The following is a 13,474-nucleotide window of genomic DNA, read 5'->3' on the forward strand; positions in this document are numbered from 1 at the left end:
CGACTGGACCGCGACTCGGTTCACCAAATCGTGTGAGGAACTCGGTGTCTGACAACTCGCCCCGCACACTGCACGTGTGCTTCGTCTGTTCCGGCAACATCTGCCGCTCGCCCATGGCGGAGTCGATCTTCACCTCGGCGATCGAGGAGGCCGGCCTGGCCGACCGCGTCCGGGTGAGCAGCGCCGGAACCGGCGGCTGGCACATCGGCGAGCCCGCCGACAACCGCGCGCGGACCGAACTGCTCGCCCACGGCTACTCCGATCAGCACGTCGCCGCCCAGCTGACGCCCGATCACCTGTCGGCCGACCTGCTGGTCGCCGCCGACAGCGGTCACGTCGCCGAGTTGGAACGCAAGCGACTCGGGGATCGGGTCCGGCTCCTGCGCAGTTTCGATCCCGACGCCGACGGCGCTGATGTCCCCGATCCGTTCTATGGCAGTCCGGCAGATTTCACCTTGGTTCGCGAGCAGGTCGAGGCCGCCGTTCCCGGGCTGCTGGCGTGGGTGCACGCGACCCTGGCCGACGACGACTGACCGAGCCGATTCCAGCAGCCAGTAACCTGGAGTCGTGCGTGTGCTCAAGACCTTCCTGCGACCGGGCTGGCTGCTCCTGGCCGTCTTCGTGGTCACATTCGCGGCCGCCTGTTTCACGGTTCTCGCGCCGTGGCAGCTGGGCAAGAACTCCGACACCGAGCACCGCAACGACCTGATCCGTACGGCCGAGTCCACCGCTCCGGTCCCGATCGACGAACTCGCCCCGGCCGGCCGGCCGCTGAATCCGGATTCCGAGTGGCGCGAGGTCGAGGTCACCGGCCGGTACCTGGACGACGAACAGACCCTCATCCGCCTCCGCAGTGCCGACGAGCGTCCCTCCGTGGAGGTCGTGACCCCCTTCCAGGTGGCCGGAAGTGATCGCGTTCTGTTCATCGACCGCGGCTACGTGCGGCCCGGCGACAACAACCGCGTCGACGTCGAGCCCGCACCGACCGGCGAGGTGACCGTCACCGCGCGCCTGCGCAAGACCGAGTCGACGAGCCCGGGCAAAGAACCCCGCGTCGAGAACGGGCAGCGCACCGCCTACACCATCGACACCCGCCTGTTGGGGCAGTCCACCGGCCTGACCAGCGAGAATCTCTATCTTCAGCTGTCTCCGAACCAGCCCGGCTCGCTCGGCGAGATCGCTCTGCCGCAACTCGAGTCGGGCCCGTACCTCTCGTACGGACTGCAGTGGCTGGCCTTCGGCGTCATGGCCCCGTTGGGCGCCGCGTACTTCATCTACTCCGAGGTGAAGGCGCGTCGCGCCGCGAAGAAGACCGGCGACGACACCGCCGCTCCGCCGCCCCCGCCGCGCAAAGACCGCGAGCGCATCCGCAGCCAGCTGCGCGAAGCGGGAACCTTCACCGGCAACGACATGACGGCCAAGAAAACCGCCGAGATCGGTGGCGGCGCGGCGCCCGCCGACACCGACGACGAGGTGAAGGCCAAGCTCGCGCAGCGCTACCGCAGCTGACGTCCGACAGCCAGACGCACCGCCACGGCGACGACGGCCGAGAGCCGTTGAATCCGGCGCGACAGCACGACCGCCGCGCGCAGATCGGATGCGAGCGGCGCCCGGCCGTCGCCCAGCCGCGGTCGGTCCTCCACCCCGTGCGGGTACACCGTGCGACCGCCGAGTTCAATGCCGAGGGCCGCCGCGAACGCGGTTTCCACCACCCCGGCGTTCGGGCTGGGGTGTGCTCCGGCGTCTCTGCGCACCGCACGCCACACGGTCACGGGCCGGCCGCTCACCAGCGCCGCGGCCACCGCCGTCATCCGAGCCGGCGCGAGATTCGCGGCGTCGTCGATCCGCGCCGCCGCCCACCCGAAGTTCCGGTACCGGTCCGAGCGGTAGCCGATCATCGCGTCCAGGGTGTTGACCGCCCGATAGCCGAGCAGCCCGGGCGCGCCGGCGACCGCGCCCCACAGCAGCGGTGCGATCGCGGCGTCGGAGGTGTTCTCCGCGATGGATTCGACGGCGGCGCGGCAGATCCCGGACTCGTCGAGCAGATCGGGGTCCCGTCCCACCAGTCCCGATACCAGCCGGCGCGCCCGGTCGACGTCACCGGATTCGAGGGCTCCGGCGATATCGTCGCCGATCCGGCACAACGACGTGCCGCCGAGCGCGGTGAAGGTCGCCGCCGCGGTGCCCGCCGGGCCCGTCCGCCGCGCCAGGGCGCCGACCGCGACCGCGACTGCGATCCATCCTCCGGCGAAGACCGCGCCGGCCGGTCTGGCGTCGGCGTACGCCCGTCGCTCCAGCCGGGCCACGGCGCTGCCGAACAGCGCCACCGGGTGTCCTCGCCGCGGGTCGCCGAAGGCCGCATCCGCGACCGCTCCGATCGCCAGTCCCGCCGCCTCCGCCCGGTTCCTGCGCATCCGGTGATCGTATCGGCGACTAGAATCGGTCCCCGATGGCCACCGCACGTTCCGAGCCCGAGCCGGGCTCATTCGAGATCTCCACCGGCGTCGCCGAACTCGCCTTCGACCGCGAGGGCGGCTGGCTGCTGACCGTCAACGGTGTGCAGAGCAGTCACATCGCGCCCGCTCGTCCGGACCTGCTCGAGTTCGAGTACATGCGGCAGGCGGTCGCCGCCGTCGAGGACCGCTACCCCGACCGGTCCGCGGGACTGCGATTCTTACACCTCGGCGCCGCGGCATGCGCGCTGCCCCGCGCTCTGACGCACACCTATCCCGCCTCACGCCATGTCGCCGTCGAGATCGACGCCGAACTAGCCCGGCTCGCCCGCGAATGGTTCGACCTCCCACGCGCACCCCGTCTGCGGATCCGGGTGGGCGATGCGCGGGAGGTGGTGACCGGTCTGCGCGAACACACGCGCGACGTGGTGATCCGCGACGCCTTCGCCGAGAGCCTCACACCCGACCATCTGAAGACGGCTGAGTTCACCCAGGCGGTGCGTCGCGTGCTCGCCCCCGGAGGCCTCTACATCGCCAACTGCGGCGACCGTCGCGACCTCAAGTCCGTCCGGAGCGAGGTCGCCACCGTCGCCGAGGTGTTCGCGAACATCACCCTGATCGCCGACCCGTCGATGTTCAAAGGGCGGCGCAGCGGCAACGTGGTCGTCGTGGCGTCCGACGGCCCGGTCCCCGACTCTCCCGAACTGGAACGGCGGCTGCGCTCCGATCCCGAACCGGCCCGGTTGATGACCGGCGACGCCGCGCGGGCGTTCGGTTCCGGCGCCGTCCTGCGCGACGGCCCCGCTACCCGGCCCGGCACTGTTTGATTCACTGCGGGCACAACGGTCGACGACGGCGTCCTCGCCCGGCATCGTCGAAGACCTGCGGGTGTGGCTGAGTGGCGAGGCAGCGGTCTGCAAAACCGTGACACGCGGGTTCGAATCCTGCCATCCGCTCCATTCATCCGCGTTCAGCCGCTGTAGTCCTCGAACATGAGACGGCGCTGGTGCCATCGCTGGCTGTAGGTGGCCTCTCGGACCACCTCTTCGTTGTCGAAGTTGGAGCCGAGTGCACCGGCCATGGTCCCCATCGACGCCGCGAACCAGCCGATGACGAGGTAGTCGACAACCGAGACGGCGTGGCCCAGTCGGCTCGCCAGGTACGCCGGCTCCACGACCGCCGTCGCCAGTACGGTCAGCCCGACGAAGAGAATCACGTGCATGAGTGTCACCGCCGACGAGACGGTCACGACGGTGGAGGCATTGTCCAGCGCGCCGCTCTGCGGTGCCAGGTTCCGACATCGACGGGTCCAGAGCCCGTTGCGCAGGATCAGCCACGAGCTGAGCGCAGAGATCACGCAGACGCTGACCGCCGCCAGACGTGCGAACGACATCGAGTCGGCGATCGGCCACACGCTCCCGAAGAAGATGCCGAAGGCCCCCGAGGCCATACCGACGGCCGTACAGCCGCGCAGCGCCCGCCCCATGGCGGCCGGCCGATTGCTGTGCACCATCCCGGTCAGCATTCGCGCATGTCCGAGCGGACCTCGTACACCATCGTCGGGTAGCTGAGATGCGGGTGGCCAGACGTGGCTGTGGCCGCCCGGGCGGTAGTCCACGCCGGTGTCGGTCTCTGCGTCCGCTCGGAGTATCTCGCGAACGAGTGTGCGCACCTTGGTGCGCCGTCGCGAACAGCCGAGAGTCGGGACGAACACGACGACCGCCGGTTCACCAGCGGCGAGCAGATAGCGGAGGGCCGACCGCCCTCGATAGTGAGTCAGGTCCGTGAGATAGACGACGTATCGCCATCGGTGGCGCCGCAAGAGGTCCGGCGTGCGTTCGGCGAGGGGAATCGCGCCGCTCGGAGCGATCGGCAACGACTCCTCGCTGACTTCCACCGACCACTGCCCGCCGAGGTCGTCACCGAGATCTTCAGCGAGGTCGCCGCCGATCGCCTCCGCGAGTTGCCGGGATGCGCCGGGGTCCGCCAACAGACCGACCGTCGGCGGCGGCCAGAGCCGGAGATCGTCCGGCTCGGCCGCGTCGGCGCGGGTTCCATGTGCATCTGCTGCGTTCGAGACATATTCACCCACGCCGACGCGGGTACCCGCCTCGATCGTCGCCAAACGCGAGCGGACGTCCCCGATCCGCGACCCGGTTCCTCGTCATGATTCCGGACCGGCGGTGGGCTAGCGTCACAGACTGTGTGCAACGAAACCGAAGCCACGGCAGCGGCGGCACGAGGTCACTACCTGCGGACACATCTGGCCCGCGCGGAGCGGTGGGGCGAGACGCCCTCGCTCGTCTGGGCACGGACAGGCGCCCGGCACGCCGAGCTCAATCGGGTGCTGTGGTTCACCGCGGACGATGTTCCCGCCTGCCTCGAACTGATGGGCGACGTGCCAGCGCTTTGGTCGCTGTGGCCGGGCACCGAGGGTTTCGCCGACGTGGAGGCAGCGATGCGCGAATCAGGCCTCGCTGCGGTGGAGGAAGAGCCGCTCATGACGCTGCCACTCGCGCGGTGGGCGTTGCAGACGGACGACGTGCCGACCGACCGCGACGCTTCCGATGTGACGATCCAAGCCTGCAGGTCGCTCAGGGATCTCGATCGCTGGGCGCGCTTCTGGGCTGCCGAGGATGCCGCTTCCGAGCACCTTCCCGGTATTACTGCGGCGCTGGCACCGTTCACCGGATTCGGCCTGCCCGAAAGCGGTTCGGCTGCACCGATCGTGACGCATTTTCTGGCGCTCCACAGTGGAAGAGTCGTCGGGTGTTCAGCGGCGGTGGTCGCCGGAGTGTCCGCGGCTGTGGAACACGTGATCGTCGCTGCGGAGTGGCGCTCCCGTCGGATCGGAACGCGTCTCACCGAAGCCGCGCTCGACCGCGCCGTACTCGGCGGCGCGAAGACGTGCGTGCTCACCGCCTCGCCCGAAGGAGAAGGCCTGTACCGACGGCTGGGATTCTCGGAGGTCTGCCGCGTGCAGAGCTACGGTCGGCGTTCGGTGGCGTGATGCCGGGGTGCGATGCCGAGCCTTCACCGAGCATCAGGTGGGCTGTGCGCGCAAAGGGATTCGAACCCCTGACCGCTGGTGATGGTGAGAATTTTCTGCTTGTTCCGCGAGGTGTCGTTGACCTGCTGTGATTCCCGACTGGCAGCCGGATGAATGCCGGATTCTGCCGTCTGTTCCGCCATGTTTCGAGAGTTTCGGGTGGGTAAAGGGTGGGTGTTCGCGAGCCTATGACCGCCACTCCATCACCGGTCGTCCTGCTCCGTCGCGCCTCCCCTGCCACTCGTACGTCGCGTCGTCACCGAGGTCTGGTGGCCCGCCGTCGACGCTCGGGGTGAGAACTGGCAGTCGTAGCGTCTCGTCTGGGTCGGCGTCGATGGTGCGGCCGTCGTGGGGTCCGCCGTACAGGGTGACGAGCATGCGGAGAAGTGTCGCACGAGTAGTCCGTTCGGGTGATTCACTGCCGTATGTGTAAACCGTATTGACAGCACGTGTCGCGTCTGGTTACATAGTTGTCAACAGGGATTACAACCACCACCAAGGAGCAGGACATGGACGCCGCCAGCGACAAGCAGATCGACTACATCAAGAGCCTTCAGGATGAGTTCGCCTACCTCGCCGACTACGACTCCGCACCCGACCAGCGCGCAGTCGTCCGCGGATGGGGCATGGAGCGCGCCGTCGCAGAGCTCAAGGACGCCAAGCGCGACATCCCGAGCCTCGTCGCCGCCGGCGTCGAAGTGAGCAGCGAGATGCGCAAGCAGATCAAGGCCAACCTCAAGGCCCGCGCCGCCGAGATCGAGGCCGAGCTCGCCGAGCAGCGCGCGAAGGCTTATGACGCCAAGCTCTCCGCTCTGTCCGCCCCCGTCGAGGGCCTGTCGAAGGATGCGGCGGCCGAGCTGATTGAAATCCTCAAGTTCATGTGACCACCACGACCACCCGACAGGAGACCTCTCATGCGTGACCCGATCACCCGCCGCGACGTCGTCGCCCTCGTCGAGCAGTCCCTCGGCGCCGACGCCGCCAGCTACGACGTCGACCAGATCGTCGACACCCTCACCGACCGCCACGGACTCGACGCCGCGATGGAAGCCGACGACTTCTGGGAGGTCGTCCTCGCCCACACGCTCACGCCCGAGCCGACCCGCACCGTGCAGGAGCAGGTGTGGCCGCTGGTGCAGGCCGCGATGGGGCGCACCGCGGAGTGGACCTCCGATGAGGGCGTCACGGTGCAGATCACCGGCATGTCGCCGGTGTCTCCAGTCCTTCCGCAGCCGCTCGCCCGCGCCGATGTCACCGGCGGCACGGCACCGGTCCATCTGGCCGGCGATGACCTGACGTGGGAGTCGCTGACGGCCGCAGTCGATGGAGCCCGCGCGGACATCGACGCGATCCGCGGTGACGTCGAGCGTGAGCTGCGCGCATCCGGCACAGAGTATGAGCAGGCCGCGCAGCGTATGAGCCGCGCCGAGACCCGGCGTCATCAGGCGATCCGCGCGGCGGCGAAAGCCGGGGTGTCGGCGGCGCGGATCGGTGAGTTGTGCGGACTGTCCCGCCAGCGTGTGCACCGGATCCTGAAATCTGGCACCACTGGGTAGCGTCCGGCTATAGTGAAGTCTCCCCACGAGAGTGGGGATGATCCGTGAGTACTTGCGTTCGGCAAGCTCTCGATATGGATCAGATAGTCGTGTTCCCCACCTCGGTGGGGATGATCCGTGAGTGGCTGTGTTCGGCAGACTAGCGCTACGGATCACACGGCAGTGCTCCCCACGTGAGTGGGGATACGACGAAAGGCCCCCGACCTCGAGAGGTCGGGGGCCTTCGCACTGCGCGGCGGGGTCTAGTCGAACGTGAACTTCGGGGTGACGTCGACCGACACCGGTCCGGTGCCGTTGACGATGATCGACGAGTCGAGCTGCTCACCGCGCAGGAACGTACTGCCGTTCCAGATTCCGTAGTGGGAGACGGTCTTACCCGCTGGCACCAGTAGCGGGACCGCGGAGCCCTGCACCTGCGATTCGGTGCCGTTGTCGGTGGCTGCGGCCCACGTCGTCGTACCGGATGCCGGGGTGGTCGCGATGAGGCCGGCACCGGTGGTGCCGGGGTCGGACTCGTGGAAGGTGATCTTCGCGCCGAGACTGGCGATGAGGTCGGCGATCTGCTTGCGGTGCGCGGCGGTTTTCGCCATGTCAGGTGTCCTTCTCTCGTGAGGTCCGTCCGGGGCTGCTGATGCAGGTCTCGGATCGGTCGATGGTGATGGTGCGGTCGGATGCGATGCGGATGACGTCGGCGAGGAACTCGAACGCGGGCGCGGCCGGGTCTGCGAACGGTGTGTAGTCGTAGTCGATGTGGTCGAGGGTGATGAGCAGCCCGGTATCGGTGTCGGTGGTCGCGGTGATCTGGGAGCCGAGCGGGACGATCAGCCGATCCGGGACTCGCGCGGGCAGGGTGATCTGCATCAGTACTCCTGCCTGGCGATGATCCAGACTCGGCCCGCGCCGCCGGCGCCGCCGCGGGTCCGGTTGCCGAATACGCCGCCGTTACCGCCGGCGCCGGCGCCGCCGGGCGCGCTCGCGGCACCACCGTTTCCGGTGCCGGATGCGCCGCCGGTGTACGTGGTGCCCGCGTAGGTGAAATCTGGGACCGGGCGACCGTTCTGGTAGTCGCCGGTCCCAGACCCGCCCACGCCTTGCGCGAATACCACGACGTTCGTGCCGCTGCTGTAGCTCACCGCGCTTGCTGTGCCGGGGTTCGGCCCGCCGTAGTCCGAGTTCGGCGCCTTCGCACCTCCTGCTCCGACCGTGACCGAGAGCGCCGACGTCTCGAACGGGATTCGGCTCGTGGACATCCACTCGTTCAGCCGGACGACGGTCTTCCCAGCCCAGGTGCCGGGGATGCCGCCCTTGCCCGCGCCGTAGAGCGTGCCCGACCCAGACTGTCCCGACGCGCCGCCGCCGATCACGACGAAATCCAGGTGCGTACACCATCCGGGTACCGGGTAGGAGAAGGTGCCGGGCTGGTCATAGACGGTGATCTCCGGTGCGTGCACCGAGAACCGACCCGCCGCACCATCCGACGCATGGCCGACTGTCGGCGGCCCGGACAGGTGCGCGCGCAGAGCAGCACGGTCCCGGCTGCGAGCGTGACCGGTGCCCGTGAGGTGCCAGCGGATCATTGCGTCCGCGCGATCGACACCGTGCGAGCGGCCCGTGCCGGTCAGATGCGCCACGAGCGCGGCGCCGTCGACCACCGCGGCCGCGCCGCTGCCGGTCAGGTGAGCGCGCAGTGCAGCGGCGTCGAGGGCGCGGCTCTCGTCAGTGCCGGTCAGATGCGCCTGCAGCGCTGCCGCATCGTGACTGGAGAACTCCGAGGCCAGTGCGGCGGCGAGTCGAGCGCGCGTCCAACCCTGCACCGGATCGGCCGCTTGTGGGCCGGTGTCGCCGATCCAGCCCTGCGCGGGGGCTGCTGGTGCGGGGCGTGTGGGTGACCAGGTCACGGTCCGGCGAATCCGATGCGGCAGACCTCGACGTCGATCGGGTCGGGGTCAGGGATGTCGTCGGTCGGCGCGGGAGTCTCTTGCCTGGTGCCGACGAGGGTGATCCATGTCGACGGCAGGCCGGCTTCCCCGCCGCTGCCGCGCTCGACGGTGAACTCAACGCCGGGGAGGTCGTCGAGGGTGAAGGTGGTTGCGGACATCTATCCGACCTTTCTGCCAGTGAAGGAGGCTGAGGGTGCACCGGAGACTCCGGTGATCCGAGACCGGCCCTGCATCGCGCGGTTGTTGGTCGTGGAGCGGGTGCCGTCGACGTCGACGACTGCTGCGCCGGGCATGATCGGCGACGACGCCGAGACGCCGGGCCGAACGACTTGCCCTGCGGCGAGATAGATCGTGGTCGAGACGCCGGCCATCATCGGTCCAGCGACCGCGGCGCCGTCGACATAGAGCACCCACGGTGAGGCGTGCCATGCGTTCGCGACGTGAGCGACACCCATCATCTGTGTCGTGGTCTGGTTCGATGTGTTCGCTTCGCTGTCGCGGTGGATGCCTGTCGACGCGATCTCATACCAGCCGTCTGAGGTGATCGTGACCTGGCCTGTGCCGAGGTCCGATACGGTGACGCCGACACCGAGGTCGTTGACGTTGTAGAAACCGGACGGCATCGGAGCCTGCTCGCCGTGATTGACCGCGAGCGCGACCTCGTTGCCCGATCCGCGGCGCAGCCGCCAACCCGGCGTCGTCACTGTCGCCCCCGGCGGCGCCCAGTCCGCCATAGCGAACGCGGCGACACGGTACGAGTCGTCGCGGTACGTGAACGGGAACGAGTAGTACTCATTCCGCTGCTGCGAGAATCCGGCCCGCCGGTACGCCGCCCCCTTCGCGACCGACGCCGACCCGTCCGTGTAGGACGCCCGGACGATGCCGTTGACCAGCACATAATAGGTGTCTCCTGTCGCTCGAAACCGCACCAGATCGCCCTCCCGGACCTGGGTCGCGATCTGCGTGAACTGGAAGTGATTCCACGTCGTGCCCGACCTGGTGAACCGTCCGATGTCGATCCGATTGGATCGGACCCGCGCGAACGCGCCGACCGCCATCGCATCGTCGACCCTCAGGTACAGGCCCGTATCCCAGTCCTGTCCGTACCGGCCGCGCGGACCCAAGACCACCGACGTCGACTGCGTGTCAGACGCGAATGCGCCCGCTGCTCGAGCCCACCAGTGCCCGAGCCCCTGCGACTCCGCGATCCCGACATGCCCCTGATCGCCACGGATCGCGAGCCCGGCACTGAGCGGCCAGTCACCAGACGGCAGCGAGGCACCATCCGCGCCAGAGAAGATCGTCGACCACGTGTACCCGTCGAAGCCCTCCGGCGTCTGGCCGTTGTTGGTGATCTCCTGGAGCTGCGTCTGCGCACTCATCGCGATCTCGCGAGCCGTACCCGCTAGACCGAAGATGTTGGCGATCGTGTCGAAAACGTCCTTGACGATGCCCTCGCCGACCGCGATTCCACCCGATACCGCCGAGGTGATGTTGCCGGCGATGTTCGTCGTGATCGACTGAGCCGCGGCCCACCCATCCTTGAACTCCTGCACGACACCGTTGATCGCAGTGACCGCGCCACCAGCGACGATCGATGCGATCTGGTCGAGCATCGTCAAGAACTCGCCGAGGTCATCGACGAGACCTGCGATCCACTGCTGAGGCAGCGACGCGGTCGGCTTCGTCAGCGATGCGTCATCCCACCACACCTGCCCCGCCGAGACACCAGCGTCGACGACGAGGGCGAGGCACACCGTCTCGACACCCGACGGCGTCGACATCTCGCCCGAGAGCTTCGACCAGCCACCAGCCGCAGCAGGCGCCACAACCGCCCCAACCTCAGACGTCGACACAAGAGACTCGCCGTTGTACCAGCGCGCCACCAGACGAATACCCGCACCACTACCCGCGGCCACACCCGCCCACTTCGCATACACCGACGCCGCGACCTTCTGACCCTCAGCAACCTGCACCGGCGTCGAGAGCTGCATCCCTGCGACACCGGTGCAGTCGTAGCGCGCCGCGCCCGGCGACGTCCGGCCGACGTCCGGGTCGTACACCCAGCCGTCGCCCTCGACGATCGACACCGCGCCGTCGAACGCCCCGTTCGCCAGGAGATTCGGGACAGTCGGAGCGAGCAACCCGATCGGGATCACGCCCGAGAGCAGGTTCCCGATGAAGTCAGCCGCCGCGGGGATCGCGCCGACGATGTTGTCGATGATCTCCTCGATGGTGTCCCAGTCTTCGGGGTCGCCACCGGTCAGCTCGGCAGCAATCCGCGCGAACGGGCTGAGGAAGACCTTCTCGAGCTGCTGCATCGGATTCGCCGGCGGGCGGGTGAGATTGCGACGGATACCACCCGTTGCGCCGGGAAGTTGATTCCAGGGCGTGCCATTCTCCGAGAGAGGCGGTGTGCTCACAGGTACTCCTCCAGATCGTCCGGTACAGAAGGAAGCTGATAGGTCGGGTCGATGCGCAGTACGACGGCACGGAGGATTCGGATATGTGCGAGCGCGGCGAAGAACCTCTTCGTCATGATCGCGAGCTTGCGGTCGAGGCTGTCGACGCGCGTTGTCAGCTCACTGTGATCCTCCGAGAGGGAGTCGTACGCGGCCGCGAGGCGCTTGATCTCGCGGTCCTGCCGCTCCCATGCCGCCGACAACGACAGATCTGCGCGGCCCTCCGGGGTCCGCGACTGCCGATGCCGGGCATACGCACCCAACCATCCCGGCACCCGCGACATGATCGCCGACCCCAACGCCGGCCGACCGAAAGCAACGATGATGATGAGGGCGACCCACCACGGGGTGCCGATGGGTAGGTCACCTACGGTCATGCACGGCTCCGCATCTGCTGTGTGTATCCCCTCGCTAGACCCCAGTAGGCGACCGCGAAAATCGTGGTGATCGCCGGGGAGCGGACGCCGTCAAGCCACGGATTGTCGACCACCGCAAGCCACTGCCCCAACGCCAACAGTCCGTAGGTGGCGCCACCGAGACGGAGCCCGGCGATCGCAGTCCGCGGCCACCGCATCGCGAACCCCCACACCGTCACCACACCGACCACCGCGCAGATCGCACCCCACACCTCGAGCGGCATCATCTGCTCCACCACGCTCAGCGACAGAGTCGGCGGCTGGATGTCTGGTGTGAGGTAGTCCCAGGCCCGGAGGATCGCCTCGATCGGGACGGCGAGGATGACGAGCATCCGGGACCGCTCCGGCATCAGCGGCACCCAATCACCACGACGCGGCCACCGCATAAGGTCAGTCGTCTTTCGGCGTATGGGATGCTGCGAGCGCCGTACCACCCGCTCCAAGGATCGCCGCCGCGAGCGCTAGCCACAGTGAAACGTCAGTCTCAGCCACTACCCCATACCCGACAAGAATCGGCAACAGTGCGGTCAGTACGAGGTAGATCCATTGCCGCACAGCAGGCGTCAACCAGGTCACTTCTTCACCACCTTCGAAACGCCGGACGGATCCCAGATCAGGTCGGCATGCTCGAATGACTGGATTCGACCTCCGGTACCGTTGTCGTGCTCGTCTCCGATCGGCCACCCGAGGACCGGCTCGTAGCCGTCGCGGGCGTACCGCTTGAAGATCTCGCCGTACACCGGGTGACCAACCTGGCCGTCCTGCCGGTAGATGACGGCACGCTCGAACGCCTGGATATCGCCGCCGTTGATGGTGGTGGCGACGTTGACGGGGTAGCCGTAGCCCTTCTCGAAGCCGTGCTCAGCCCAGGTCTCGAAGATGCGGTTGGGGATCGCGTACGCACCGGTCGTCGCCGTCCAGTACACGTAGCCGTTTTCGAACTTGGCGAACCGGCCGCGCCTGTCGGGGCAGACCTTCTCGCCGACGGTGATTCGCTTTCCGAGCCACTGGTTCTTGCCAGCGCACTCGTCGATCCGGTTCACCACGGGCGCGGTCGGGGCGGGCGCGAGGACCGCGCGGAGGTCTGCCTCGAAGACGTCCCACGGGAAGTTCGGACCGACATCGGTGTGGGTGCCGATACCGAGAACGCGTGTGACGAAGTTGTGGTCGCTGATGCACGCGACGTCGCCCTTCGGGTATGGGCGGCCCTGGACAACAGCGCGAAGGTACGGGTACTTCTTCGCGTCCTCGGCGAACGTCCACGCGGCGATGCGGATCGCGTTGCGGAACTTCGACAGCCACACCTCGCGCGACTGGCTTGCGCGGGACCCTGCGAAGCAGAAATTGATCGATCGGTTGTTCGCATCGAGGACCGACCACGAGCCGTAGTCGGTGTCGACCATCGCGACGAGCGTCGAGTCGTCGGCGATGTAGTGGTACGAGAATGCGCCGCTTGCGTTGCCGCTTCGGACGAGGTTCTCGGCCGTCGACGAGCCTTCCTCGGTGTGGAGGAAGAAGTACGGCACGCGGGCACCGTTCCGCGACTGCCTGTTCGGTCCCAGTAGCTCGAGGTACCGGAATGTGGGTTTGCCCATGGA

The 13,474-nt window shown here is 67.9% G+C and carries 19 protein-coding genes and 1 tRNA gene; 7 read left to right on the plus strand and 13 right to left on the minus strand.

Annotated features, from left to right (window positions below; all coding sequences use genetic code 11):
* Positions 1–44: 44 nt before the first annotated feature.
* Together P5P27_RS11740 and P5P27_RS11745 are read left to right on the plus strand one after the other, a co-directional pair.
* Complete coding sequence (locus tag P5P27_RS11740) at positions 45–533, plus strand: low molecular weight protein-tyrosine-phosphatase (protein WP_006895231.1); 489 nt, start codon at positions 45–47, stop codon at positions 531–533.
* Between the two features lie 34 nt (positions 534–567).
* The gene (locus tag P5P27_RS11745; RefSeq protein ID WP_278124093.1) at positions 568–1,509 is read left to right on the plus strand and encodes an SURF1 family cytochrome oxidase biogenesis protein; all 942 of its coding nucleotides are present in this window, start codon (positions 568–570) and stop codon (positions 1,507–1,509) included.
* Here P5P27_RS11745 and P5P27_RS11750 read toward each other — a convergent pair.
* Positions 1,497–2,414 (minus strand): cobalamin biosynthesis protein, encoded by a 918-nt coding sequence (locus P5P27_RS11750; protein ID WP_278124095.1) that lies wholly within the window; start codon positions 2,412–2,414, stop codon positions 1,497–1,499. The two genes, P5P27_RS11745 and P5P27_RS11750, sit on opposite strands and share 13 nt — an antisense overlap.
* 35 nt (positions 2,415–2,449) lie before the next feature.
* Here P5P27_RS11750 and P5P27_RS11755 point away from each other — a divergent pair, with 35 nt between their 5' ends.
* On the plus strand, positions 2,450–3,280 hold the full coding sequence (locus P5P27_RS11755; protein ID WP_006895228.1) for a spermidine synthase: 831 nt from the start codon (positions 2,450–2,452) through the stop codon (positions 3,278–3,280).
* Between the two features lie 57 nt (positions 3,281–3,337).
* Positions 3,338–3,412: transfer RNA gene (locus P5P27_RS11760), tRNA-Cys, on the plus strand.
* Positions 3,413–3,423: 11 nt separating this feature from the next.
* Here the strand turns inward: P5P27_RS11760 and P5P27_RS11765 are convergent.
* Positions 3,424–4,545 carry a hypothetical protein gene (locus P5P27_RS11765; RefSeq protein WP_278124098.1) on the minus strand — a complete coding sequence of 374 codons (1,122 nt, stop codon included), beginning with the start codon at positions 4,543–4,545 and terminating at the stop codon, positions 3,424–3,426.
* A gap of 111 nt (positions 4,546–4,656) precedes the next feature.
* On the opposite strand from P5P27_RS11765, the gene P5P27_RS11770 reads away from it, so the two are divergent.
* On the plus strand, positions 4,657–5,463 hold the full coding sequence (locus P5P27_RS11770; protein ID WP_006895222.1) for a GNAT family N-acetyltransferase: 807 nt from the start codon (positions 4,657–4,659) through the stop codon (positions 5,461–5,463).
* A gap of 23 nt (positions 5,464–5,486) precedes the next feature.
* Here the strand turns inward: P5P27_RS11770 and P5P27_RS11775 are convergent, their stop codons facing one another.
* Both P5P27_RS11775 and P5P27_RS11780 read right to left on the minus strand, forming a co-directional pair.
* On the minus strand, positions 5,487–5,645 hold the full coding sequence (locus tag P5P27_RS11775) for a hypothetical protein (RefSeq protein ID WP_222111668.1): 159 nt from the start codon (positions 5,643–5,645) through the stop codon (positions 5,487–5,489).
* Positions 5,646–5,688: 43 nt separating this feature from the next.
* Positions 5,689–5,880, minus strand: a complete 192-nt coding sequence (locus tag P5P27_RS11780; RefSeq protein WP_278124101.1) for a hypothetical protein — start codon at positions 5,878–5,880, stop codon at positions 5,689–5,691.
* Between the two features lie 131 nt (positions 5,881–6,011).
* Between P5P27_RS11780 and P5P27_RS11785 the strand changes: the two genes are divergently transcribed.
* Complete coding sequence (locus tag P5P27_RS11785) at positions 6,012–6,386, plus strand: hypothetical protein (protein ID WP_278124102.1); 375 nt, start codon at positions 6,012–6,014, stop codon at positions 6,384–6,386.
* Between the two features lie 30 nt (positions 6,387–6,416).
* On the plus strand, positions 6,417–7,058 hold the full coding sequence (locus tag P5P27_RS11790) for a helix-turn-helix domain-containing protein (RefSeq protein WP_278124103.1): 642 nt from the start codon (positions 6,417–6,419) through the stop codon (positions 7,056–7,058).
* A gap of 242 nt (positions 7,059–7,300) precedes the next feature.
* Here P5P27_RS11790 and P5P27_RS11795 read toward each other — a convergent pair whose 3' ends face one another.
* From P5P27_RS11795 to P5P27_RS11830, 9 genes are read right to left on the minus strand one after another with little or no spacing between them, the layout of a single operon-like run.
* On the minus strand, positions 7,301–7,648 hold the full coding sequence (locus P5P27_RS11795; protein WP_278124105.1) for a hypothetical protein: 348 nt from the start codon (positions 7,646–7,648) through the stop codon (positions 7,301–7,303).
* 1 nt (position 7,649) lies between these two features.
* Positions 7,650–7,919, minus strand: a complete 270-nt coding sequence (locus P5P27_RS11800) for a DUF7233 domain-containing protein (RefSeq protein WP_278124107.1) — start codon at positions 7,917–7,919, stop codon at positions 7,650–7,652.
* Positions 7,919–8,956 (minus strand): glycine-rich domain-containing protein, encoded by a 1,038-nt coding sequence (locus P5P27_RS11805; RefSeq protein WP_278124108.1) that lies wholly within the window; start codon positions 8,954–8,956, stop codon positions 7,919–7,921. The genes P5P27_RS11800 and P5P27_RS11805 overlap by 1 nt, the downstream gene beginning before the upstream one ends.
* Positions 8,953–9,156, minus strand: a complete 204-nt coding sequence (locus P5P27_RS11810; RefSeq protein WP_278124110.1) for a hypothetical protein — start codon at positions 9,154–9,156, stop codon at positions 8,953–8,955. The genes P5P27_RS11805 and P5P27_RS11810 overlap by 4 nt, the downstream gene beginning before the upstream one ends.
* Positions 9,157–11,421, minus strand: coding sequence for a hypothetical protein (locus tag P5P27_RS11815; protein ID WP_278124112.1), 2,265 nt, complete (start codon positions 11,419–11,421; stop codon positions 9,157–9,159).
* Positions 11,418–11,837: a hypothetical protein gene (locus P5P27_RS11820; protein ID WP_278124113.1), complete on the minus strand. Its 420-nt coding sequence runs from the start codon at positions 11,835–11,837 to the stop codon at positions 11,418–11,420. Before P5P27_RS11820 ends, P5P27_RS11815 begins: the two co-directional genes overlap by 4 nt.
* Entirely contained in the window at positions 11,834–12,226 is a 393-nt protein-coding gene (locus P5P27_RS11825; RefSeq protein ID WP_278124114.1) for a hypothetical protein, read from the minus strand. Before P5P27_RS11825 ends, P5P27_RS11820 begins: the two co-directional genes overlap by 4 nt.
* A 40-nt stretch (positions 12,227–12,266) precedes the next feature.
* Positions 12,267–12,560 (minus strand): phage holin, encoded by a 294-nt coding sequence (locus P5P27_RS20790; RefSeq protein WP_423201235.1) that lies wholly within the window; start codon positions 12,558–12,560, stop codon positions 12,267–12,269.
* Positions 12,449–13,471, minus strand: a complete 1,023-nt coding sequence (locus P5P27_RS11830; RefSeq protein WP_278124115.1) for an N-acetylmuramoyl-L-alanine amidase — start codon at positions 13,469–13,471, stop codon at positions 12,449–12,451. The genes P5P27_RS20790 and P5P27_RS11830 overlap by 112 nt, the downstream gene beginning before the upstream one ends.
* Positions 13,472–13,474: the final 3 nt, after the last annotated feature.

Origin of the sequence: Gordonia sihwensis (assembly GCF_029632925.1) — a bacterium.
In the GTDB taxonomy this organism is placed as follows: Bacteria; Actinomycetota; Actinomycetes; order Mycobacteriales; family Mycobacteriaceae; genus Gordonia; species Gordonia sihwensis.